The organism is Streptomyces mayteni (assembly GCF_054783955.1).
The window spans coordinates 12,215-35,803 of sequence record NZ_BAAGPR010000078.1; the positions used below are offsets into that span (position 1 = coordinate 12,215).

18 protein-coding genes are annotated in these 23,589 nt (G+C 71.1%); 5 read left to right on the forward strand and 13 right to left on the reverse strand.

What is annotated here, in order from left to right; genetic code table 11:
• Positions 1-129: 129 nt before the first annotated feature.
• Together ACYVPE_RS27840 and ACYVPE_RS27845 are read left to right on the forward strand one after the other, a co-directional pair.
• On the forward strand, positions 130-4,602 hold the full coding sequence (locus ACYVPE_RS27840; RefSeq protein ID WP_461036483.1) for a DUF6531 domain-containing protein: 4,473 nt from the start codon (positions 130-132) through the stop codon (positions 4,600-4,602).
• Between the two features lie 12 nt (positions 4,603-4,614).
• Positions 4,615-5,103, forward strand: coding sequence for a hypothetical protein (locus tag ACYVPE_RS27845; RefSeq protein ID WP_461036484.1), 489 nt, complete (start codon positions 4,615-4,617; stop codon positions 5,101-5,103).
• 824 nt (positions 5,104-5,927) lie between these two features.
• Here the strand turns inward: ACYVPE_RS27845 and ACYVPE_RS27850 are convergent.
• From ACYVPE_RS27850 to ACYVPE_RS27870, 5 genes are all read right to left on the reverse strand, one after another.
• A complete protein-coding gene (locus ACYVPE_RS27850) occupies positions 5,928-6,533 on the reverse strand; it encodes a PASTA domain-containing protein (protein ID WP_461036485.1) in 606 nt (201 codons plus the stop codon).
• A gap of 367 nt (positions 6,534-6,900) precedes the next feature.
• The gene (locus ACYVPE_RS27855; RefSeq protein ID WP_461036486.1) at positions 6,901-8,037 is read right to left on the reverse strand and encodes a mandelate racemase/muconate lactonizing enzyme family protein; all 1,137 of its coding nucleotides are present in this window, start codon (positions 8,035-8,037) and stop codon (positions 6,901-6,903) included.
• On the reverse strand, positions 8,034-9,386 hold the full coding sequence (locus ACYVPE_RS27860) for an MFS transporter (protein ID WP_461036487.1): 1,353 nt from the start codon (positions 9,384-9,386) through the stop codon (positions 8,034-8,036). The genes ACYVPE_RS27855 and ACYVPE_RS27860 overlap by 4 nt, the downstream gene beginning before the upstream one ends.
• 350 nt (positions 9,387-9,736) lie before the next feature.
• Positions 9,737-11,254 carry a radical SAM protein gene (locus ACYVPE_RS27865; RefSeq protein ID WP_461036488.1) on the reverse strand — a complete coding sequence of 506 codons (1,518 nt, stop codon included), beginning with the start codon at positions 11,252-11,254 and terminating at the stop codon, positions 9,737-9,739.
• A 106-nt stretch (positions 11,255-11,360) separates the two neighbouring features.
• Positions 11,361-12,791, reverse strand: coding sequence for an MFS transporter (locus ACYVPE_RS27870; RefSeq protein WP_461036489.1), 1,431 nt, complete (start codon positions 12,789-12,791; stop codon positions 11,361-11,363).
• A gap of 95 nt (positions 12,792-12,886) precedes the next feature.
• Between ACYVPE_RS27870 and ACYVPE_RS27875 the strand changes: the two genes are divergently transcribed.
• On the forward strand, positions 12,887-13,300 hold the full coding sequence (locus tag ACYVPE_RS27875; RefSeq protein ID WP_461036490.1) for a winged helix-turn-helix transcriptional regulator: 414 nt from the start codon (positions 12,887-12,889) through the stop codon (positions 13,298-13,300).
• Positions 13,301-13,343: 43 nt separating this feature from the next.
• Here the strand turns inward: ACYVPE_RS27875 and ACYVPE_RS27880 are convergent, their stop codons facing one another.
• From ACYVPE_RS27880 to ACYVPE_RS27905, 6 genes are all read right to left on the reverse strand, one after another.
• Positions 13,344-14,894 (reverse strand): polyamine aminopropyltransferase, encoded by a 1,551-nt coding sequence (locus ACYVPE_RS27880; protein ID WP_461036491.1) that lies wholly within the window; start codon positions 14,892-14,894, stop codon positions 13,344-13,346.
• Positions 14,891-15,328, reverse strand: a complete 438-nt coding sequence (locus ACYVPE_RS27885; protein ID WP_461036492.1) for a DUF350 domain-containing protein — start codon at positions 15,326-15,328, stop codon at positions 14,891-14,893. The genes ACYVPE_RS27880 and ACYVPE_RS27885 overlap by 4 nt, the downstream gene beginning before the upstream one ends.
• Before the next feature lie 119 nt (positions 15,329-15,447).
• A complete protein-coding gene (locus ACYVPE_RS27890) occupies positions 15,448-15,876 on the reverse strand; it encodes a DUF4247 domain-containing protein (RefSeq protein ID WP_461036493.1) in 429 nt (142 codons plus the stop codon).
• Positions 15,873-16,373: a DUF2617 family protein gene (locus ACYVPE_RS27895; protein ID WP_461036494.1), complete on the reverse strand. Its 501-nt coding sequence runs from the start codon at positions 16,371-16,373 to the stop codon at positions 15,873-15,875. The genes ACYVPE_RS27890 and ACYVPE_RS27895 overlap by 4 nt, the downstream gene beginning before the upstream one ends.
• Positions 16,370-16,975, reverse strand: coding sequence for a DUF4178 domain-containing protein (locus ACYVPE_RS27900; RefSeq protein WP_461036495.1), 606 nt, complete (start codon positions 16,973-16,975; stop codon positions 16,370-16,372). Before ACYVPE_RS27900 ends, ACYVPE_RS27895 begins: the two co-directional genes overlap by 4 nt.
• Positions 16,976-17,460: 485 nt before the next feature.
• Positions 17,461-18,423, reverse strand: coding sequence for a DUF4328 domain-containing protein (locus ACYVPE_RS27905; RefSeq protein WP_461036496.1), 963 nt, complete (start codon positions 18,421-18,423; stop codon positions 17,461-17,463).
• Positions 18,424-18,787: 364 nt separating this feature from the next.
• Between ACYVPE_RS27905 and ACYVPE_RS27910 the strand changes: the two genes are divergently transcribed.
• Complete coding sequence (locus ACYVPE_RS27910) at positions 18,788-19,750, forward strand: ArsR/SmtB family transcription factor (RefSeq protein WP_461036497.1); 963 nt, start codon at positions 18,788-18,790, stop codon at positions 19,748-19,750.
• Positions 19,751-19,781: 31 nt separating this feature from the next.
• Here the strand turns inward: ACYVPE_RS27910 and ACYVPE_RS27915 are convergent, their stop codons facing one another.
• Positions 19,782-20,480, reverse strand: coding sequence for a response regulator (locus ACYVPE_RS27915; protein ID WP_461036498.1), 699 nt, complete (start codon positions 20,478-20,480; stop codon positions 19,782-19,784).
• Complete coding sequence (locus tag ACYVPE_RS27920) at positions 20,477-22,168, reverse strand: sensor histidine kinase (RefSeq protein WP_461036499.1); 1,692 nt, start codon at positions 22,166-22,168, stop codon at positions 20,477-20,479. Before ACYVPE_RS27920 ends, ACYVPE_RS27915 begins: the two co-directional genes overlap by 4 nt.
• Before the next feature lie 132 nt (positions 22,169-22,300).
• Here ACYVPE_RS27920 and ACYVPE_RS27925 point away from each other — a divergent pair, with 132 nt between their 5' ends.
• Entirely contained in the window at positions 22,301-23,260 is a 960-nt protein-coding gene (locus tag ACYVPE_RS27925) for a Bug family tripartite tricarboxylate transporter substrate binding protein (protein WP_461036500.1), read from the forward strand.
• Positions 23,261-23,589 lie beyond the last annotated feature (329 nt).

The following is a 23,589-nucleotide window of genomic DNA, read 5'->3' on the forward strand; positions in this document are numbered from 1 at the left end:
GAGGCCGACCGCCGTGCCAAGGGGAACTGTCGAACGTCTGTGACACCAATCCCATTGAGCACGACTTGACCTGGCGTTTACCGTATGGTCAGGCACTGCACGTCACTTGATCGTCACGGGGGAGACATCATGACGCGTCCGTCTGACTGGTCGCCGGTCGACATGGACTCGGATCCGACACCGGGGAATCCGGACGAGGTACGCGAACTCGCCGACGAACTCCAGACCTTCGCGGACGACGTCGGCGAGGCGCTGGGCCAGGTCCGTGGCATGTCCGAGGACCGGGCCGTCCTCGACTGGGCCGGCCTCTCCGCCGAAGCCTTCCGCTCCGAGTTCGACGGCGTCCCACCCAACCTCCAGAAACTCCAGACCTCCTACGACATGGCCGCCCAAGCCCTCCAGACGTACTGGCCCAAGCTGGAGACCGCCCAGGGCATGGCCGACCGGGCCCTCGACCGCGCCATCACCGCCCAGGCCGACCTCTCCTCCGCCCAATCAGCACTCACCGACGCCCAGGACTGGGTCTCCCGCGCCGGCGACGAGGCCGACCGCCTGGAACGCGAAGGCGAACGCGAGAACGTCGAACCCCCCTCCGAGGCCGACGTCCGGGCCGCCACCCGCGACGCCACCGCCGCCGGCCAAGCGCAGTCCGACGCCCAGGGCCAAGTCGACTCCGCCGAGGAAGCCCTCTCCGCCGCCCGCCAACTGGCCCTCGACGCCAAGGAGATGCGCGAGGACGCCGCCCGCACCTGCGCCACCGGCATCGACGAGGCATCCGACGCCGGCATCCAGAACCGCCGCTGGTGGGAGGACGCCATCAACTGGGTGTCCGAGAACTGGGACACCATCGTCGAAATCTGCAAGGTCGTCGTCGCCGTCCTCGGCATCGTCGTCATGATCATCGGCGGCCCCCTCGCCTGGGTCGTCCTCGCCGCCGCACTCGTCGTCCTCGCCGACACCCTCGTCAAATACGCCAACGGCGAAGCCTCGTTGTGGGACGTGGCGTTCGCCGCCCTCGACTGCATCCCCGGCATGAAGGGCCTCACCACCCTCGGCGGCCTCGCCGCCGGGATCCGTGGTCTGGCCAGGACCGGGCTACGCGGCCTGTCTGCCGGAGTTCAAGGGCTCGGCAGGGGCGTGCGTGCCATGGGCCGGGGCATCCGCAGCCTGATCACCCGCATCGACCCGATCGACATGGCCACCGGGGAAATGGTCATGTCGGCCACCGACATCGCACTTCCCGGCCTGCTCCCTCTCGTCCTCGAACGTCACCACCGCACCTCGGTGCGCACGGGGGTTTGGTTCGGGCCCTCCTGGGCCTCCACCCTCGACCAGCGCGTCATCCTCGAAGAACACGGCGTCCAGCTGTGTACCGAGGACGGCATGCTCCTGTCCTACCCCCGCCCACTCCCGGACGAGTCCGTCCTGCCCGTCGAAGGTCCACGGTGGAGCCTGGCCTGGAACGGGGAACCCGGCACTCCGCTCACCATCCACCAGCAGGAGACCGGCCGCACCCTGCACTTCGCGCCCGTCCCGGGCCGCCGCGGTGGCGAACTCCCCCTCACCGCCATCAGCGACCGCAACCACAACCACATCCGCATCGCGTACGACGAGCACGGAGCACCCACCGACGTCGTTCACGACGGCGGATACCACCTCGGCGTCACCACGACGGGCGGCCGCATCACGGTGCTCCGCCTCCTCAGCGCTCCGGATGCCCCCGTCCTGCTGCGTTTCGCGTATGACGAGCACGGCAACCTCAGCGAGATCTACAACTCCTCGGGCCTGCCACAGCGGCTGTTCTACGACGAGCGCCACCGCATCACCGGCTGGGAGGATCGCAACGGCATCTGGTACCGCTACCTCTACGATGCCGAAGGCCGCTGCGTGGCCACCGAAGGTACAGAGGGTGCGCTGGACAGCCGCATCGTCTACGACGCCGACAGCCACCGCACGCTGCTCACGGACTCCCTCGGCAACACCACCGTCTTCGAGTTCAACGACAGCTATCAGCTCGTGACGGAGACCGATCCGCTCGGACATCACACCCACCGGACCTGGGATCGCTACGACAACCCGCTCAGCGTCACCGACCCGCTCGGCCGCGTCCACTCCTACGCCTATGACTCCCAGGGCCGCCTGTCGACCATCGGGCGCCCGGATCAGCGGAACGTCACGTTCACCTACAACGAGGGTGGCCAGCCGAGCGGCGTGACGGAAGCGGACGGTTCCGTCTGGCACCAGGAGTTCGACGCGAGAGGCAACCGGGTCGTGGCGACCGATCCCCTGGGCGCCACGACCCGGTACGGCTACGACGAGCGTGGCGGCTTGGCCTTCGTCACGGACCCACTCGGGCACACCACGCGCGTCGCGTGTGACAGGGCTGGGTTGCCGCTGGCCGTGACCTCACCGCTCGGTGAGGTCACCCGCTATCGTCGCGACGCCTTCGGACAACCGGTTGAGGTGACCGATCCGACCGGTGCGGTCACTCGCCTGGCATGGACCGTGGAGGGCAAGCCCGTCACGCACACGGACGCCCTCGGCGCCCAGTGGTCGTGGACGTGGGACGCGGAGGGCAACTGCGCCAGCCGGACGGACGCCGCGGGCAACACCTTCCACTACGAGTACGGGCCGTTCGATCTCATCCGATCACAGACCAATCCGGACGGTGCCCGGTTCACCTACGACCGGGACACGGAACTCCGGCTCATCAGAGTCACCAACCCCCTCGGGCTCTCCTGGGACTACCGCTATGACGAGGCGGGCCGGCTGGTGGCCGAATCCGACGTCGACCAGCGCACGGTCGGCTACGTGCACGACGCGGCGAGCCAGCTCCTCACCAAGGTCAACGGCCTCGGGGAGGAGATCACGTACCGGCGGGACGACCTCGGCAACATCGTCGAGAAGAACGTCGGCGGCGCGCTGACCCGTTTCTCGTACGACCCTGCCGGGCGCCTGGTGAACGCCCGTAACGACCATGCCGAACTGATCGTCGAACGGGACGCGGCCGGGCGCGCTCTGACCGAGAGCTGCAACGGACGTACGACCACCTACCGTTATGACACGCTGGGGCGGACCATCCGCCGGGAGACTCCGAGCGGCGCCACCAGTGAGTGGCACTACGACCAGGCCGGGCGCCCCTCCAGCCTGCTCGTCGCAGGCCGCCACATGACCTTCGCCTACGACCCGGTCGGTCGCGAGACACAACGGCATATCGGCGGCGACCTCCTACTCCAGCACACCTGGGACGAGGCGGGACGACTGATCGGGCAGGCCGTCACAGCGGGCTCGCGCCAACTGCGGCGCCGGAGCTTCAGCTACCGCGGCGATCACCACCTCGCCGGCCTGCACGACGACCAGTACGGTGCGGCGGCGTTCGAACTCGACCCCATGGGCCGGGTCACCTCCGTCAACGCCCCTTCCTGGCGGGAGGACTACGCGTACGACCCGATCGGGAACCAGCTCACCGCCCACTGGCCGACCCGCGACAACGCCGCACCCGTCGTGGCCAGCGGGGAACGGCGGTTCGATGGAACCCGGATCACCAGGGCCGGACGAGTGCGCTATGACTACGACGCGGGCGGCCGGACCGTGCTGCGGCAGAAGCGGCAGCTCTCCGGGAAGTCCGCGGTGTGGCGCTATGGCTGGGACGCCGAGGACCGGCTCACGGCCGTCCACACACCCGACGGCACCGTCTGGCGCTACCTCTACGACCCACTGGGCCGCCGCATCGCCAAGCAACGGCTGGCCGAAGACGGATCCATCACGGAACGGGTCGATTTCGTCTGGAGTGACGCGACACTCATCGAGCAGACCACCACGCAGGCCGGGGAGTCGGAATCCACCCACCTCACGTGGGATCACACCGGGCAGCATCCCGTCGCGCAACGCGAGTCCCTGACACAGGACGAAGTCGACGCCCGCTTCTACGCGATGGTCACCGACCTCGTGGGAACGCCGACCGAACTCATCACCGAAACAGGCGACATCGCCTGGCAGGCCCACGCCACGTTGTGGGGTGTGGCCGTGCCCGGCAGGGCGGCCGGCACCGAGATGCCGCTGCGCTATCCAGGGCAGTACTTCGATCCGGAAAGCGAGTGGCACTACAACTACCAGCGCTACTACGACCCGGAGATCAGCCGCTACGCCTCCCCTGACCCCCTCGGGCTCGCCCCGGACCCCAACCACTACGGGTACGTCGACAATCCGTTCGCCTGGATCGATCCGCTGGGACTGTTGTCGTGCACGGGACGGCTCGACAGGCTCAGGCCCGGCGAGATGTACGTCTACCGCGCGGTCCAGAACGCCGAGCTCAATCAGATCAGCCGCACCCGAACCTTCCAGAATCCGGCGGGCATCGAGGTCAAGTACTTCTCCGACACGGCCGAAGGAGCCGCGGCCTACGCACGACAGATGTACGGCAGATTCCCGGACGAGGGTCCCTACACCATGGTCCGGTCAACCATCAGGACGGACGCCATCCCAGACCTGAGCAGGGTCGACCTGGTGGAGGCGGGCGGAATCGCGGCGCTGGCCATACCCACCGAGATCCTTGAGAGCATGGGGCGGATCCGCATCCTGCCGAGCATGCCCATCCCCTGACGAGGAAACCACGTGCAGATCATCATCACCTCCCGTAACGCGGAGACCGTGCAGACCTGGCAGCGCGTCCTCGAGGGCGATCCGGACGTGCACCTTCAGGTCGGCAACCGGGCGCAGGTGCCGGTGGACGCGGTGGTCATGGCGGGAATCTTCGCCCATGAGCGGTACGGCGGCCGACCGAGCTACGAGACGGCCGAGATCCTGGTCAACAAGCGGGGCGACGGCCAACCTCTCCTGGTGATCGTGCCGCCCAGCCGCCCGATGAGGTTCGACGAGCACCACACGCCCCAGGTACACCCCGACTACGCGACAGTCCAGCCCGCGTACCATGCCGCAACCCATGTGTTCGATGCCATCCACCGGTGGAACGAGACTCACCAGGAGGCCATCTCGGCCATCGAGGTGAGCCTTCCCCTCCTCGGTCTGGACGATCCGGGGGACGAGTCGAGCCCTCGTTCCTTCGACAGGGCGCTCAGAGAACACCGCGCCAGGTTCACATAGCCGGGGGAACTCCAACTCAATGGCCGTGCCCTACTTGTACCGTCACATCTCAGGGCCTTGGGGTCTACTCGTCCACCTGACTGCTTCGGCCCGGTTCACCCAACTCCCCGGGCCCGGGATTCGGGTTTCGGACGGCCTGTCTCTGGAAGTTCAGGATCGGAACGCCACGGAGGATGACCAGGAGCAGTTTGTCCGAGGGCTGCGTCACGCTGCCCCGGAGATCGGAACCGCCGTGGGTACGGAGCACCATGTGACGGTCACGGTCGAGCGCCTCGTCCACCCGCTCACCGACTACCAGCCCGAGGCGGCGGCCCTGGCCATCCTCGGCTGGGCCGCCGAGCACTTCCGCTTCCGTGGGATGCGGATCTACCGCAGTGTGTGGCTGGCCGTGCCCAGTGGCACGTACTGGCAGGACGCGGCCTGGCTCGGGGCGGGAGTAGACCTGTCCGGGCCGGTCCTGGCAGAGCGGTGTCCGACGGGGGTGCTGATCGAGGTCCACGAACTCTCCTATCCGCTGGCGGACTACCGATCGGAGGTTGCGGCGCTGGTCAGGGCCGGTTGGCTGCGGGGGGAGTCCGACCTTCCCCCCACCGGGGCGGAGGTCGGTGCGTCGCCGGAGGGCTTCGTGCGCTTACATCACCGGGTAGCGGCGGAGGCCGCGAGGGCCTGCGCCGGCCCTCGGTACCACCCGGCGATGCCCGCCTGGTTCGCCTGTGAACGATGCCGCTCCGTCGTCCGGGGCATCCGAGCTGTCGCTACTGCAACCGGCGCACATAGCCGCACGTGGGTTTCAACGGGCGCATCGGCAATTACTCACCGTCTCGTCAGGAGCAGGAGATCGAGACGTTCCCCTGGACGGGGGCGCTTTCGCCCGCTGCCGGCTGGGTGGCATCGACGATGTCCGAAGGACCTGAGCAGAAGTCGATCGGATACAGGTCCGCTTCGCTGACCTGCTCGGTAGCTGACTCGACGGTCTCCCCCACCACATCGGGGACGACTGTCTGTTCGAGCATGTCGGCCGGCGCCAGAACCGTGAGTGTGACCACCGAGCCGGTAGGAGCCATCTCGCCAGCCGACGGGCTCTGCTCGAGCACCGAACCCGGCAGTCCGTCGACGTATCGGGTGTGGTATTCGCGGTCGACCGTGAAGCCGGCGTCCTCGAGTACCTGTCGGGCCTCCTCGTACTGTTGGCCCAAGCGTGCGACCGCTGGCACTTCCACGCTGGCGGCGGGGTCGCCCTCGCGGATGTCCGCGGTCGCGTCGGCACCGTCCTCTGGTTCCTCTTCCGCCCCCGTCTCCTGCTCGTTCTCTGGTGATTCCTGCTCCTGGCCGGCGCCACCATCGACAGATTCAGCGGTGCTGTTACAAGCGCTCAGCATGAGTGCCGCTATCACCGCGGCAGGCAGGGCCAAACGTATCGACCTGGCCACGAAGTTCCCCCCTCAGGAGCCAACAGGTGGGCACACGGTATCGACGGCGGAACCCGGCCAGGCATCACCAGAGGCGGCACCACTGGCGAGACACGGTTTTCGTGAAGGCCATCGTTGACGCGTGTGTCACTGCGTGATTGCTCCGTCGGCGTGTGACGGCCTCTCAAAGCGCCGCACTTCGGGCGATCCGTGCCGCGTCGGCCGTCACACGTATCCACCCACCTCACCACTTGCTCAACGAGTTCACCTCAGCCACGACACAGAATCGATCACCAACGCGTTCAACTGTGGAGCAGCTACCGAGCGCCGACATCACGGTGCGGCCTCGAACGCGCCACGCACGCACACGCCGAACGCCCCGCGGCCGTCACATCCAGGCCGTCGAGCCGTCCGGGCGGGTGGGGACGCGGCGGTGCCAGTCGGTCCAGTCGTCCTGTTCCAGGGCGGACTCGTCGATCGCGACGCCCCAGCCGGGGCGGTCGGGGCGGAGGGTGAGGTGGCCGTCGATCGGGAGGTAGGGGTCGGGGCACCAGGTCGTGTCGTCCGGTTTGTACTCGAGGATCGAGAAGTTGGTGGTGGCCGCGGCGAAGTGGAGGTTGGCCGCGGTGGCGAGGGGGCCGAGGGGGTTGTGGGGGGCGACGGGGACGTAGTGGGCGTCGGCGACGGCGGCGATCCTCGTCAGCTGGGTGAGGCCGCCGACCACGCAGACGTCGGGTTGGACGATGTCGGCGCCGCCCGCCGCCAGGAGGGCGAGGAACTCGTGGGGTGAGTAGAGGCATTCGCCGGTGGCCAGCGGGACGGTGATCTCGGAGCGGATCCTGGACCAGGCCGGGAGGTGCTCGGGGCGGACCGGCTCCTCGAGGAAGAGCGGCTGGTGGGGGGCGAGCGCGGCGCCGAGGTCGACGGCCTGGCGGGGTTCCCACAGCACGGCGTGGGCGTCGAACGCGAAGTCCCACTCGGCGGGGTGCGCGGCGCGGAGGTCGCCGAAGTAGTCGCCCAGTTCGCGGGCCAGCAGCCCGAAGCGGGTGCGGTGCGGGTCGCGGCGGTAGGGGCTGAGCTTGAACGCGGTGAAGCCGAAGCGTTCGTGCAACGCGGCCGTGGTGTCGCGGAGTTCGGCGACGTCGGGGGCGTTGTAGAGGCCGGCGTAGACGCGCACCCGGTCGCGGACGGCGCCGCCGAGCAGCCGGTAGACGGGCACGTCGAGGGCCTTGGCCGCGATGTCCCACAGCGCGTGGTCGACGGCGGCGATGGCGGCCAGCCCGAGGGCGCCCTGGGGGAAGCGGCTGGACTGGAGCAGGAACTGGTTGACGCGGGGCGGGGAGCTGGCGTCCATGCCCCTGATCTGCCCGAAGAGGTAGTCGAGCAGCGGGGGGTAGGCGAGGTCGGGGCCGTGGTTGTAGACCTCGGACCAGCCGTCGAGGCCGTCGTCCGTGGTGATCCTGACCAGGACCCGCGGCCGGTCGCCGACGCGCTGCCGGTAGGTGCGGAGGGAGTCGATCTTCACGCGGCGGGCTCCTGGGCGATCTCGGGGGCGGTGACGACGGGTTTGATACGGACCCAGAACAGGTAGATCGAGGCGCTGACCAGGCAGCAGGCGGCGGAGCCGACCAGGGGGCCGACGTAGGAGCCGCCGCTGGTGGTGAGGAACAGGCCGATGGCGATCGGGCTGACGAGGTTGCCGACCTGGGAGCCGAAGTTCTGGAAGCCGGCGACGGCGCCGACGTGGTCGGTGGAGCCGGCGATCTCGGCCGGCAGGCTGAGGACCGCGGCGCCGGCGAACGAGTGCGCCGCGCTGCTGACGGTGAGCAGGACCATCAGGAGGAGGTTGCTGTCGATGAACGGGGCGAAGCCGATGACGGCGCTGATCCCGAGCCCGGAGACGATCGGGACCTTGCGGGCCAGGTTCGGGGAGTGTCCGGCGGCCAGCAGCCGGTCGGAGACGACGCCGCCGAGCACGGTCGCCCCGATGGCGATGAGGGAGGGTATCCAGCCGACCATGCCGAAGTCGGCCTCGGAGAACCCCCGGTCGTCGAGCAGGTAGCTGGGGTACCAGGTGAGGAAGAACGCGCCGGAGAGCGAGCGGAACACGTAGCCGACGGTCAGCGCCCAGACCTGGTTGTCGCCGACCAGGTCGCGCCAGGGGACGTCGATCGGCCCCTCGGCGGCGGCGGTCGGTTCCTGGTCGCGGTCGGAGCGGATGTGGGCCAACTCGGCGGCCGAGACCCGCGGATGGTCCTCGGGGTCGTGGTAGACGGCCAGCCAGCCCACGATCCACAGCAGCCCGGCGAGGCCGATGACGACGAAGGCGAGGCGCCAGCCGCCGAGGAAGGCGAGGCCCGTCACGACCGGGATCGAGAGCGTGGTGCCGATCTGCTGGCCGGTGTCGAACAGGCTTGACGCGAAGGCCCGTTCGCGGCGCGGGAACCAGCGGGAGACGACCTTCACGTTGGCCGGCTGCACGGGTGCCTCGCCGATGCCGAGGCCGAGCCGGAACACCATGACGGAGCCGACGCCGCGGGCCAGGGCGGTGAGCGCCGTCCAGATCGACCACCAGCCGACCGCGACCGGGTAGACGACGCGGGGGCCGAAGCGGTCGAGCAGCCAGCCGGAGGGGATCTGGAACAGGGCGTAGGTCCAGAAGAACGCGGAGAGCATGACGCCCTGGACGGCGTCGCTGATGTGGAACTCGTCCGACATGTAGGGCATGGCCACGCTCAGCGCGGCACGGTCGAGGTAGGCGATGGTGAGGCCGAGCGCCGAGAAGCCGACGATCGTCCAGCGCATGTTGCCGCGCTGGCGGGCGGCGGGGTGGGGGGTGGGGACGGCAGGCGGGATGGCAGGGGAAAGGGGCACCGTGGCTCCAGGGAGTTGGGTAGGCTCCCCCGAGGAGGGAGTGGTTTCGTCCTCTGGTGCGGCCCGGGAACTTGGCGGTGAACGGGCCGCACCTTCATGAGTGGGGTGGGTGAGCGGTTCGGAGACGGCTCAGACGGTGGGGTGGCGTCTGCCGGATTCCATGGGTACGAAGGCCGAAAGAGCGGTCGTTCCTGGCATAGCGGTCCCTCGTATATGACGTACGATGTGCGACGCGACGAAGGTAGGAGCGGCCGACGCATTCGTCAACGCTTCTGACAAACAACGCTTCTGAGAAGAACGTCGGCCCCACCGCTGAGTGTCAGGGTGGGGCCGCGGGGGCGCTGGTCGGCTCAGTGGTCCTTGGGGATGGCGGAGTTGAGCGCCGCGCGGTGGTCTCCGAGGTTGTCCGAGGTGAGGTCGGCGGCCAGCGAGGGGGCGTAGTTGGCGGCGATGTCGCGGAAGGCGGCCAGCGTGGGGGCGTCCATGATCGGGGCGCTGGCGGTGGCGACGGGGACGGTCAGGTAGCTGCCGACGCGTCCGAGTTCGTGGGCGTAGCGACTCATGTCGACCGCGTAGCGGTTGACCATCAGCCGGGTTTCCGGGTCGGGGTGGGAGATCTCGTTGGCTAGGGCCTCGAAGCCGAGGTTGAGGAACTGGTCGGGCTGGTCGAGGAGTTGCTGGTGGCCGGGGGAGCCACGCCAACCCCGGCGGTTCCAGTTGGCGTTGCCGGGGATCTCGTTCTTGGCGGGGAAGCCTCGGTACTCGGAGGTGGGGAACGTCTCCAGCAGCAGGCCGCACAGCGCGCGGGTCTCGGCGAGGGAGTCCGCGGTGTCCTCCGGGATGCCGAAGACGTAGAGGATTTCCGGGACCAGGCCGTGCTCCTCCATGTGGTGGAAGGCGTTGAGCAGGTCGGACCTGAGGGTGTCGGCGTGTTTGCGCATGGCGCGCAGGATCGCGACGGAGGCGGCGCCGTCGGCGCCGAAGCCGAAGCGGTTGAAGCCGGCGCGGAGCACCAGGTCGCGGACGTGGTCCGAGCGCATCGCGGCGTTGTAGGAGTCGGCGCGGGTGAGCGCCCGGAGTCCGATGCTCAGGCCCGGGTGCTGTTCGCGTACCTCGACGATGGCTTCGAGCCGGGAGACCAGCAGTTCGAGGTCGCCGCCCGGCAGGGCCTGTTGGAAGAAGTCGAGCGAGGTGCAGTAGAAGTCGAGCGAGGTGACTCCGGCGCGTTCGGCGAGCCCGATCGCGTTCTCCAGGTGGGCCCGGACGTTGAAGAAGGACTCGCGCTGTCGGGTCTGCGCGCCGCAGAAGCTACAGCCGAAGATGCAGCCCTGACTGAACGGCAGGGTCATCTCGTGGGTGAGGTAGGTCCGCATGTCGGCGGCGGGGAGGCGGTCGAGTTGGGCGCGCAGGTCGATGTCCATGGCGCCGGGGAGCGTGGCGAGCGAGTGCCGCTCGGACTTGAGGGAGCCGGGGAAGATCTGCTCGAACTCGGCACGGGAGAGTTGTTCGACGCCCTGCCCGCCGACGCGGACCCGCTCGGCCGGCAGGCCGCGGACGGACGTGAGGTAGCGGTGGACGCTGGCGGCCGGGGCGATGTTCTGGGCGCCCATGACGGCGATCCCGTAGGAGTCGTAGCCGTCGAGGTCGGCCGCCTCGCGTAGGTCGTGCAACTGGCAGTCGAACAGGACGGGTTCGGCGTGGCCGTGGCGCTCGAGCAACTCGGCGGCGTAGAGCGGCGCGACCGGCAGGAACGGGAGCCGGTCGGGCACGAAGGGGCCGTCGTCCGCCACGTAGTCGTCGTGGACGTAGGGCGGGTGGATCATCAGCGTTCTACCGGCCGGCACACCGGCTAAGGCGATGGGCAGCATGCGCACCCTCCAGACTGGCGTGGTTTACGCCGTTTGACGATGGTCAGGACCGGCTCTATGGCATGTACAGGCCCGATCCGGCCATCGTGCGGGCCCCGTCCCGCGGTTACCGCGCCACCTCGGCGGCCGGCGCCTCGGTCGGCGCGACGGGCCCGGGGCGGCGGCGTCGGGTCACCGTGCCGACCGCGGCGAGCCCGGTGGCGAGCAGGGCGCAGACCAGCGGGACGAGCAGGGCGGCCCGGTAGCCGTCGAGGAGCGCGGCCGGCGATCCCTCGTCGCCGGTGGCGGCGACGTTGACGGCGGTGACGGCCGAGAGGCCGAGCGCCGCGCCGAACTGGAAGGACGTGTAGAGCAGCCCGCCGGCCAGGCCCTGGTCCTCCTCGGCGACGCCCTCGGTGGCGACGATGGTCAGCGGTCCGTAGGCCATCGCGAACGACAGGCTGAGCAGGAGGAAGCTGGGGAGCATCGCGAGGTAGGTCCAGTCCGCGCCGACCGGCAGGAACAGCGCGTAGGCCGCGGTGGCCAGCAGCATGCCGGTGAGGATCACCCGGGCGTTGCCGAACCGCTCGACGAGCCGGGGCACCACGGTCGGCGAGAGCACGGCGTCGGCGCCGATCACCAGCATCGCGAAGCTGGTCTCCAGGGTCGACCAGCCGCGCAGCTCCTGGAGGTAGAGCACCGCGATGAACTGGAAGCCGTAGAAGCCGCCGAGGAGCAGCAGGGCGGTGAGGTTGGCGCGGACCAGCGGTCCCGAGCGCAGCAGGCCGAGGCGGAGCAGCGGGGTGGTGGCCCGGCGTTCGACGAGAACGAAGAGACCGAAGAGCGCGAGGCTGGCGGCGACGGTGGCCACGGTCAGGACCGCGGTGGTGTGGGTGGCGCGCTCGACGCCGAGCACCAGCAGGATGATCGCGGCCGTGACGGTGACGGCACCGGCGACGTCCAGGCGGCGGTCGGCCGGCCGCGACTCGGCCACCCTGGGGACGAGGGTGAGGGCACCGAGCAGGATCACGGCGGAGAGCAGCACCGGGGCGAAGAACACCCAGCGCCAGTCGATCGCGGTCAGGAAGCCGCCGATGACCAGGCCGCAGGAGAAGCCGCCGGCCGCCGTCCCCGAGTAGATCAGCAGGGCGCGGTTGCGGCGCGGGCCCTCCTCGAAGGTGGTGGTGATGATCGACAGGCCGGCCGGGGTCATGAACGCGGCCGAGATCCCGGTGACGAAGCGGGCCAGGATCAGCAGCCAGCCCTCGGTGGCCAGGCCGCCGAGCCCGGAGAAGAGCAGGAAGACGGTGAGCCAGCCGACGAACATCCGGCGCCGCCCGAACAGGTCCGCGGCCCGGCCGCCGAGCAGCATGAACCCGCCGTACCCGAGGACGTAGGCGCTCATCACCCATTGCAGCGAGCTGGTCGACATCCCCAGGTCGTCGCGGATGGCGGGGAGCGCCACGTTGAACATGGCGATGTCGATGCCCTCGAGGAAGATCGCTCCACAGAGCACGAGGAGCAGTCCCCGGGAACGGGAAGAGGACGGTGCGGGCATGGCTGTCTCCTGGAAGGGGGCGCGGTGGGTGGTTACGGAACCGCATGTCGGTTCCCTCTTGTTACCGTCCCGATCCTGCGGCATCCTCGGACGGCGTGGAAGAAGGCACTTTGAAGTCACCGAGTCACTGCGCGGGTACCAGGGACGATTCCGTGTCGCAGTGGGACGTCCGGGAGGGCTGCGAGGTCCGGCAGATCCTCGACCGGGTCGCCGACAAGTGGTCGCTGCTCGTGGTGGCGCTGCTCGACCAGGGCTCGTGGCGGTTCAGCGAGCTGCGCCGCGAGATCGACGGGATCAGTCAGCGCATGCTCACCGTCACGCTCCGCAACCTGGAGCGGGACGGGCTGGTCCTGCGGACGGTCCACCCGGTGGTGCCGCCCCGGGTGGAGTACGAGCTGACGCCGCTCGGCCGCACTCTGCTCACCACCATCCAGGCGCTGGTCGAGTGGACCGAGGCGCACCAGACGGAGGTCGCGGCCGCGCGGGCCGCCTACGACGCGCGCGAGTGAGCGGGACGCGCGGGGTGAGCGGGTTGAGCGGGGCCGGGCCGGGTCAGTCGAACTGCCACTCGCTGCGGGCGTACTCCACGACCACCGGGTCCATCAGGGTGGAGGCGCGGACGTCGTCGCGGGCGCGGCGGTCGACGGGGAAGACGGTGGCGGCGGTGAGCACGTCCTCGTCGAGGAAGCGGAGGGCGGGGGCGTCGGCGGGGAGTCGCAGCCCGGGGGTCGGGCCCGCGCCCAGGGTGGCCAGCGTGAAGCCCCAGTTGCCGAAGCTCGGGACGTCCACCTGGTAGGGGGTGGTGGCGAAGCCGGCCTGCCGGATGCTGGCGTCGATCGACCAGTAGGTGCGCGGGGCGAAGAACGGGGAGCCGGACTGGACGACCACCCGGGCGTCCGGCGCGAGGACGTTGGCCAGCATCGCGTAGAACTCGACCGAGTAGAGCTTGGCGGTCGCCGTGTCCTCGGGGTCGGGGAAGTCGATCAGCACCGCGTCGTAGGGGCCGGTGGCGTCGCGGAGCCAGCCGAAGGCGTCGGCGTTGACGACGTCGACCCGGGGGTCGGACAGCGAGTCGGCGTTCAGCTCGCGCAACGGACCGTAGTCGGCGGCGAGTTCGGTCATGGCCGGGTCGAGCTCGACCAGGGTGACGTCGGTGACGTCGTCGTAGCGCAGCACCTCGCGCAGCGCCAGGCCGTCGCCGCCGCCCAGGATCAGGACCCGGGCGCGCTCGCCGGCCAACGCCGGGTGCACCAGGGCCTCGTGGTAGCGGTACTCGTCGACCGAGGAGAACTGGAGGTCGCCGTTGAGGAAGAGCCGCAGGTCGGTGTCGCCGGTGAACGCCAGCGAGCGGGTGAGCACGATCTCCTGGTAGGGGGTGCGCTCCGCGTGCGTGATCGGGTCGCGGTAGAGGCGCTGCCTGGCCGTCACCTCGATGTCGTCGGCCATCACGTAGGCCGTGGACAGCACCGCCACGATCGCCGCCATGCCGGCCAGCAGGCCGACCCGCACCAGGCGCCTGGTCTGCCGGCGGAAGATCCACAGCACCACGGCGACGCCGGCCACCGCGTTCACGATGCCGACCACCAGGGCGCCCCTGAGCTGGCCGAAGGTGGGCAGCAGCAGGAGCGGGAAGCAGAGGCCGCCGACCAGCGCGCCCAGGTAGTCGACGGCGAACATGTCGGCGACCGCGCCGCCCGCCTCCTGCCGGCGGATCCGCTGGAGCATCGTCATCAGCAGCGGGATCTCGGCGCCGATCAGCAGGCCGACGACGAAGGCCACCACCACCATCGCCGAGGTGTAGATGCCGAGCACCGCGAACAGCACGTAGAGCAGCAGCACCGAGCAGCCGCCGATCAGCGCCAGGGCCCCCTCGACGACGGCGAAGGCGCCGACCGCGCGGCGTTGCAGCGGCTTGGCCGCCAGCGAGCCGACCCCCATGGCGAACACCATGATGGACAGCACCAGGGAGGTCTGGAAGACGGTGTTGCCGATCAGATAGCCGCCGAGTGCCACCAGCGCCAGCTCGTAGACCAGGCCGCAGGCCGCGCACAGGAAGACGGTGAGCAGCAGCAGGAACCGAGCCAGCCGGGGGCGCGCGATCACGACACCGCCGCGCCGACCATCAGCGCGGTGCCCACGTACATCGCGCCGTGCACCCAGGCGGCGGGGTGCGGGTGGCCGTCCTGGTCCTGCATCACCGCGGCGCCGCGCCGGCCCGGCGTGAGGGCGGCGACCACGGCGAAGACCAGCGTCATCAGCGCCACCCCGGCCAGGCCGTAGAGGGCGGTGGACAGCAGCCCCTCGTCAAGACCGTCCTCGGACTCGCTGGCGCCGATCGCGGACCTGAGCACGATGCCGACGCCCAGCATCTGGCCGGCGAGCAGGATCGAGGCGCCCTTGCTGCGCTCGACCCAGACCTGCTTGGCCAGGTGCCCCGGGGTGAGCAGGTCGAGCGCGACGAAGGCCACCGCCATCACGCCGAAGCCGACGAGTCCGTAGAGCAGGGCCTGGCCGGCCGATTCGAGGATGTCCCCCATGGTGTCGCTGTCCTTTCGCGGAGTGCCTGGAGTTCGCGGAGTGCCTGGAGTTCGTGGAGGTCGTGGAGGTCGTGGAGTGCGTGGCGGTCGTGGAGTGCCGTGCGGAGCCGGTTACTCGCCTACTTGCCGCTGCCTGGGCCGCCGCCCCGGAAGTCGCCGCCGCTGTTACGCTGCGCGGCCGGCCAGCGGTGGCTGACGTGCGAGCTGTAGCGGGAACGTCCCGTCTCGTAGTCGTCGATGTCGATCCGGCTGCCGTCGAGGGCGGCGCCGAAGGGGGTGATCGCCACGATGTCGTCGTCGTAGCGGAGGAAGACCGAGCCCTCGTCCTCGATCCGGTCGATGGCCGCGGTCTCGCGCTCGATCGCGTCGGCCACCCGGGCCGGGAGGTTGTTCCGGTCGAGGAAGAGGTCCTCCCAGTCGGATCCGGAGCGCTCGTAGGTGGACTGGATCCAGCGGCGCGGCACGTCCGGGTCGTCGTCGCCGCTGCCGCAGCCGGTCAGCGGCAGCAGGACGACGAGCGCGGCCGCGGCCATGGCGCTGCGCCTCATGGTTGCTCCAACCTGGTTCTGGTGATCACGAGTTGGTCGGCCTGCGGGTAGGCGTGCCAGGTGCGCCACTCGACGCCGCCGGCCGCCGAGCCCCGGGCCCAGAGCGCGGTGACGGCGTCCGGCGAGCCGGGGAACACCCCGCACAACGCCCCGTCGCGGTCGGCGAGTCGGGCGCGGAGCGTGGCCACCCGGCTGGACAGCTCGGCCGGCGCGCAGTGCTGGACCCGGGAGGTGAACCGGTAACTCCAGCCGTCGAGACGCCGGTTCACGGCAGGGGGCGGGCCGCCGCCCGGCCGTTCAGGGAGGCAGGCCAGGGTCTCCCGCACCGGCCCTGCGAACACCTGGTGCGAGGCGCCGAGCAGGCGCAACTCCACCCCGATGCCGTCGAGTTCGACGAGCGCGATGGCCAGCGCCGGCTGCGCGGGGTCGTCCAGCGAGAACGACAACTGGTCGGCGCTGGTGTCCAGATAGGGAGCCGCCAGGGATATCCCGCTCACGCGCCGCCGCCGGGGTAGATGGTGAGCGTGCCGGTGGGCACCCGCTCGCCGAGCGACGCCTCCCAGTCGCCGACGCCCTGCCCGTCCACGCCCCGCTCATTCAAGAACCGTTCGAAGGCGAGGGCGCGCCCGCCGGGGCCCTCGTAGTCCGCGTACTCCACGCGGCCCGTCGGGGCGAGGCCCGTGGTGCCCTCGGAGCGGTAGCCGGCGGTGCCGTGCTCGGTGCGGCGGTAGGCGACGCCGGCCACCGTGAGGGTGGGCTCGGTGGGCAGCAACCGCGGCTCGCCCAGGTACTCGCGCCACATGACGACCTCGAGGTCGGGGTCCTCCTCGACCGAGATCCACCGCTTGCCTTCGGCGGTGCCGTCCATCGCGTCGACGAAGTGCTCGGACCAGCTGAAGCCGCCCTCGCTCAGCCGCAACGAGCCCCGGACGAAGAGCCGTTCACCCAGGTACTCGACCATGTCCCCGGCCTTCAGCAGCCGGGGGTCCCCCGCCGTGTCGGCGTCCGGCGCGAAGGGGTCACGGGGCACGACGGGCGCGGGCGGCGCGCTCCGGCGCCGCGACCTCAGCAGCAGGACGACGGCCAGCGCCAACGCCACGATTCCAACGATTGCCAGGGCCAGGCCCATTGGCGTCCCCCGTTCGGTACCACAGTTGAACGGGGGACACTATCGCACGCCGTTCGGATCAGCGGTCGATCGGATCAGCCGGATCGGCAGGATCAGCCCGGGGGCGGGACGGGAGGCTGGCCGGGCGGCATGCCGGGCGCCGGCGGAGTCCCGGGGAACGGCGGCTGCGGGTGGGCCCCTGGCTGCGGATACCCAGGGGGTTGCTGCGGGTATCCACCGGGCGGCGGGTAGGCGCCGGGTTGCGGGTACGCGCCGGGCGGTGGGTAGGCCCCGGGCGGGACCTGGCCCTGGGCGTACGCGGCTGGCTGCCGGTTGCCGCGTCGAGTGGCCCACACGATCGCCAGGACGGCCGCCACCACGACGACTCCCACGATCAGCACTATCATCCCCACTGGCGATCTCCCGTTCGATACCACGGTTGAACGGCGGACACTACCGCAGGGCTGTCGGGCTGATCAGCCAGGGGGCGCCATCGGCGGCTGGCCGGGCGGGACCTGGCCCTGGGCCGGCGGCGGGTAGGCGCCCGGTGGGTAGGCCCCGGGCTGCGGAGCGCCGGCGGCCGGCGGGTAGCCGCCGGGCATGGGGTAGCCACCGGGCACGGGGTAGCCGCCGGGCATCGGGCCGGGCATCGGCATCGGCATCGACGCGCCGGGCGGGACCGGGCCCTGGGCGTACTTCGTCTGCTGCCGGGCGCTGAGTTGGCGGACGAAGAGGATCCCCACGATGGCCGCCGCCACGATCACCAGGCCGGTCACAGCGAGCGTGGCGGACTGGCCCTGCAACCGGTCCAGGTCCGTGCGGCTGCCGAGGTCGTCGTTGTCCGGGCCCTGGCTCCGGACGGAGATGTAGAGGACCAGGGTCGCGATCCACAGTGCCCACCAGGCGTTCATCACGCCCCCGCCGGGGTTGGCGCCCCACGGAGTGCTGGCCCGCCAGGCATCGTTGGCGATCTGCTTGGGGAACCAGAAGTTCACCACCGGCGTGAACCAGGCGCCGATCGACCAACCTCGGCCGAGCCGCTGCCCGTTGGGGTCGAACACCTCGGCGTTCGTCCGGATCCGGTAGAACCAGATGATGAACAGGATGCCGGAGGCCAGGAAACTGAGGGCCTGGAGCCCGATGGTGTTGAAGAAGAAGTCCTCGACGTCCTGAGCCTCTTGGAGAGGCGGGAAGTTGCCGTCCTTGATGTCGGTCGCCGTCGCCCACATCCGGAAGGCCGCGATCGCCATCAGGAGGGAGAAGCCGGCGCACACGCCGAGCAACACGCTGACCGCGATGCTCAGGCCCCTGGGGCTGGCGAAGACGGCCGTCGGTCCCATCGGCATCGGGTAGGGGTAGCCGGCGTACGGCGCCATCGGCTGGCCGGGCTGCGGCCCCGGCGGCTGGTACGGATACTGCGGAGGCGGCGGTGCGCCCATGTCTCGTCCCCCCTGACGTGACGGGCCACCAGGACCCGCGAATCGGTCGGAGGCTGACGATAACAGCGAGCGTCGTGGCGACTCGAACGATTCCGGTTCCCCTCGTGGAGCGGACCGGGCGCCTCAGGGTCGTTCGGCGTCCGCTCGGGGGGCCTTGCCGAGGGCGGAAGGGGCAGCGATACCGGAACCCGCGGCGCGGCATGGACAACAGCGCATGCCTGAGCGATCCACTGATCCCCCCGTCCCCGAGCGGTTGCCGAACACTCCACACAGTGGCCGACAACGCATCGATCGGGCGAGCGATTTCGGCGTAGGCTGAAAATCTGTGGTCAGCGCGACGCGTCGCTGCAAAGGAGGTTGCCGGGTGCTGCGCATCCACCTCACCGGGGACGATCTGGCGCGGGTCCGCATCGCGGAGCGGCCCGACCCGATGTGGGAGACGGTACTCAGCTCGCACCGGTTACGCGACCGCCGCGCCCCCCATGTCTACGGCGACTGGCGCGAGCAGTCCCGCCGCCGCGTCGGCGCCCTGCCCGCCACCCTGCGCGCCCTGATCCCGCTCACCGGATACTTCCCCGACTTCCTCAACCCACCCGAGTCCAGCCGGGGTTGGGACGAGGGCATGGAGGCGCTGCGGGCCACCCCGAGCCATCGGCTCGGCGCCGAGATCGAGCGGCTCGACACCAAACAGCCGCTGCCCAGCTGGGTCAGGTCGCTGGCCCGCGGCGACCGGGCCACCCTGGAGCAGCTCGCCGCCGACCTCCAGCGCTACCACCACCGCGCGATCCTCGCCGGCGGCGTCTGGCGCCGCGTCCAGGCCGAGGTGGACGCCGACCGCGCGCTGCGCGTCCGCCACCTGCTGGCCGGCGGCATCGACCGGCTGCTCGACGGGCTGCGCCCGGTGCTGCGGTGGAACCCGCCGGTGCTCGAGTCCGACTACCCCGTCGAGCGCGAGGTGCGCCCCGGCGGCCGCGGCCTGCTGCTGGTGCCGTCCTTCTTCTGCTGGCGGCTGCCCGTCACCTACGCGAGCGCCGACCTGACGCCCGTCCTCGTCTATCCGATCGAACACGCCGCACCCGCGCCCGAGACCGCCACCGCGCTCGGCCGGCTGCTCGGCGTCACCAGGGCCCGGGTGCTGCGCTGCATCGAGAACGGCACCACCACCGGCGAACTCGCCGTGCGCGCCGGGGTGTCGGTCGCCTCGGCCAGCCAGCACGCCCGGGTGCTGCGGGACGCCGGGCTCGTCATGTCGATGCGGCGCGGCAACGAAGTGCTGCACACCCTCACCCCGCACGGCCTCGGCCTGCTGCCCGACCGCTGGCACTGATCCGCCCCTCCCCGCCACGGGGCGGACCGCCTCACGGCCGTTCGGACTCGCCGGCCCAGCGGAAGCGACGCTCCGGCCGGCCGGTGCTGCCGTAACGCAGGCTCACCGCCACCCGCCCGGTGGCCGCGAAGTGCTCCAGATAGCGCCGCGCGCTCACCCGGGAGAGGCCGCTGCGGGCCGCGCACTCCGCCGCCGACAGGTCCTCGTCGCACGCCACCAGCGTGCCGCGGACCAGCTCGGCCGTCTCCTCGGAGAGCCCCTTCGGCAGCCGGGGCGGCGGCATCGCCGCCCCGAACACCCGGTCCACCACGTCCTGCCCCGGCAGCGACGCGATGGCCGCCAACTCCCGCGACCGGCGCGCGTAGTCCCGCAGCCGCTCCTGCAACACCGGCACCTCGAAGGGCTTGATGACGTAGTGCACGGCGCCGCCGCGCAGCGCCCCGCGCACCGTCTCCACCTCCCGGGCCGCCGTGATCACCAGCACGTCCGGCTCGGGGCCGCCGTCCGCCGCCGCGCCACCGCGCAGCTCGCGCAGCACCTCCAGGCCGCTGATGTCCGGCAGATAGATGTCCAACAGCACCAGATCCGGGTGGAGTTCACGCACCGCGGCCAACGCCTCGGCGCCCGTCCTGGCCTCCCCGACCACCTCGAAACCGGGGGTGCGCTCCACCACCTTGCGGTGCAGCCTGGCCACCATGAAGTCGTCGTCGACGATCAGCACCCGGATCACGAGCCCGCCCCCTGCCCCTGTGCCTGCCCCTGCCCTTGTCGCTCAAGGGTTCTCTCCCGCGCGGTGCGCGGCAGCCGCGCGCTGAACTCCGCCCCGCTCACCGTCACTTCGCCACCCCGCCGGGTGCACACCAGCCGGGTGAGCGCCAACCCGAGGCCGCGCCCCGAGTCCCGGTCCGCCGCCTTGGTGGTGAAGCCGTGGCGGAAGATCTCCTCCGCCAACTCGGGCGCCACCCCGGGACCCGAGTCGCGCACCCGCACGGCTATCCCCTCCGCCGACTCCGTCAGCCTCACCTCGACCCAACCCTCTCCGGCCAGTTCCCCGCCGGCCCGGCCCCGCACCGCGTCCAACGCGTTGTCCACCAGATTCCCCACCACCGTCACCAGGTCCGAGGCCAGCGACTCGGGAACCGACCCGAGGTCGCTGTCCGCCGTCAGCCGCAGCGTGCTGCCCTGCTCCGCGGCCAGGCTGGCCTTGGCGATCAGCAGCGCCGCCAACGACGGGTCCGCCACATGGGCGTTGACGTCCGCGCTGCGCTGCGCGTGGGTGCCGCTCACCCCGCGCACGTAGCGTGCCACCTCCGGGTACTCCCGCAACTCCACCAGCCCGGCGATCACGTGCAGATGGTTGGAGAACTCGTGCGCCTGCGCCCGCAGCGTGTCCGTCGCGCTTCGCGTCGCCTCCAACTGCTGCTGCAACGCCGTCAGTTCGGTGAGGTCACGCATCGTGGTCACCGAGCCGGCCGGCTGCCCCCTGGTGACCAGCGGCATCCGGTTGACGGTCAGCACCCGCTCCCCGGTGAACACCACCTGGTCCCGGCCGGTGGCCCGCCCGGTCAGCACGTCGTGCAGCCGGCCGGTGACCCGCAGCTCGGCCAGCGTGCGACCCGGCGCGTCCGCCGGCAGCCGCAGCAGCTCCCGCGCGCTGTCGTTGGCCAGCGTCAGCCTGCCCTGCGCGTCGAGGCCGATCACGCCCTCCTTGATCCCGTGCAGCATCGCCTCCCGGTGCTCGACCAGCGCCGTGATCTCGTCCGGTTCGAGCCCCAGCGTCTGCCGCTTGATCCGCCTGGCCAGCAGGTACGAGCCCACCGCGCCGAGCGCGACGGCGATGCCGAGATAGAGCAGCAGCTCGGGCGTCGCCGTGCGCACCCGCTCCGCGAAGCCGCGGGTGTCGTGGCCGACCGCCACCACCCCCAGCAGCTCGCCGCCCTCGCCGAACACCGGCACGTGCGCCACCAGCGACGTGGTGCCGCCGCCGTCCGTCGTGCTGCCCGTCCACGACCTGCCGTCGAGCACCGTGCTGTCCGCCAGCGGCAGCTCCTCGCCGATGCGCCGCGGATCGGCCGCCGTCAGGATCCGCCGGTCCGCGTCCGTGATCTCCACGTACGAGGCGCTCGACACGCTGCGGGCGCTCTCCGCCGTCGCCTGTAGGATGCCCCGGTGCTCGGGGTCGGCAAGGCCGATCCGCACCGCCTCCTGGGAGGCCACGTTCTCCGCGACGTTCAGCAGCCGGCTGCCCTCGGTCCGGCGGAAGTCCGCGTTGGCCTGCGCGATGGACACCCCGGCGATCACCACGAGCACGACCACGATCAGGCCGAGCTGGAGCGTCAGGAACTGCCTGGCCAGCGACAGCCTGGGCAGCGACAGCCTGGGCAGCGACAGCCTGGGCAGGCGTATCTCGCGGCGCATCGGCGCACCACCTCCTTCGGCTCCCTCGCACGGTCGGATCACTCGGACATCGGACGATACGCTCGGCACTGTCCATCGGACCCTTCGCGAGGTACGTTACGCCGCGTGAAGCCCGCTCCGATATCCCCCGCGATGCTGCCAAACCGGGCACGGGTCACCGGCCTGCTGGCCATCCCGGCCCTGCTGCTGGCCGGCGGCTGCCTCAACGAGCCGCCCAGCGCGCGGCTGCGGGTGATGGTGCCGACGGTGGCCGGCGGCGGCTACGACTTCACCGCCCGCACGTTCGCCATCACGCTGCGCGAGGCCGGGCTCGCCGGCGAGGTCGAGGTGTTCAACCTCACCGGTGGCATGGGCACGGTCGCCATGACCCGGCTGGTCCACGAGTCGGGCAACGACGGGCTGCTCCTCCAGATGGGCCTCGGCCTGGTCGGCAGCCTGCACACCGGCTCGGCCCCGGTGCGGATCGACGACGCGACGCCGCTGGCCAGGCTGGTGGACGAACCCGGCACCATCGTGGTCTCGGCCGCCTCCCCCTACCGGTCGTTCGACGCCCTCCTCGACGACTGGCGACGCGGCCGACTCACCGCCGGCATCGGCTCACTGCCCGGCGGCCCCGACTACCTCGCGCTGATGATGACCGCCGAAGCGGTGGGCCTGCGGCCCCGCGAGGTCACCTTCGACCACTACGACGGCGGCGGCGGGCTGCTCGCCGCGCTCCTCGGCGGCCGGGCCGACGTCATCGTCAGCGGCCTCGGCGAACTCCGCCACGCGGTCGCCGCCGGCGAACTGCGGGTACTCGCCGTCACCGGTTCACGGCGCGTCGCCGGCATCGACGCGCCGACGCTGCGCGAGTGCGGCTACGACGTCGAGATGACCAACTGGCGCGGCCTGCTGGCCCCGCCCGACCTCGCCCCCGACCGCCTCGACCGGTTGCGGGGGCTGCTCGAGCGGCTCCACGAACGGCGGGAGTGGAGGGACGCGCTGCGGGAGAACGGGTGGGGGGACGCGTACCTCGCCGGTGAGGCTTTCGGGGAGTTCCTCGCGTCGGAGACGCGGAGGGTTGGGGCGCTGCTTGACCGTTTGGGCGCGTGAGGTTTTCCCCCACCCACCCGCCCTTTGTTCCGCTGCCGCGTCGCGGGCGCGCTGCGCGCGGGCGGCGGCCCGCGGGGGCCCAACGGCGGCGGAGCCGCCTTGTTGGGGCCTTGGCGGCGGTGTCGGCCTGGCGGCCGTGCCGCGCCCACCCACCCGCCATGGGGGCACCTCCCAGCCGCCAGGCTGGGGGAGGGTGGCCTTGCGCGGCAGCGGGCCTGCGGCCCGGCGGCGTAGCCGCCGTGGGCCGGGCCCGCGCCCAGGGCGGAGCCCCGAGGGGCCGGGCGGCGCAGCCGCGGTTGTTTGCGCCCTGCGGGCGTGCCGCGCCCACC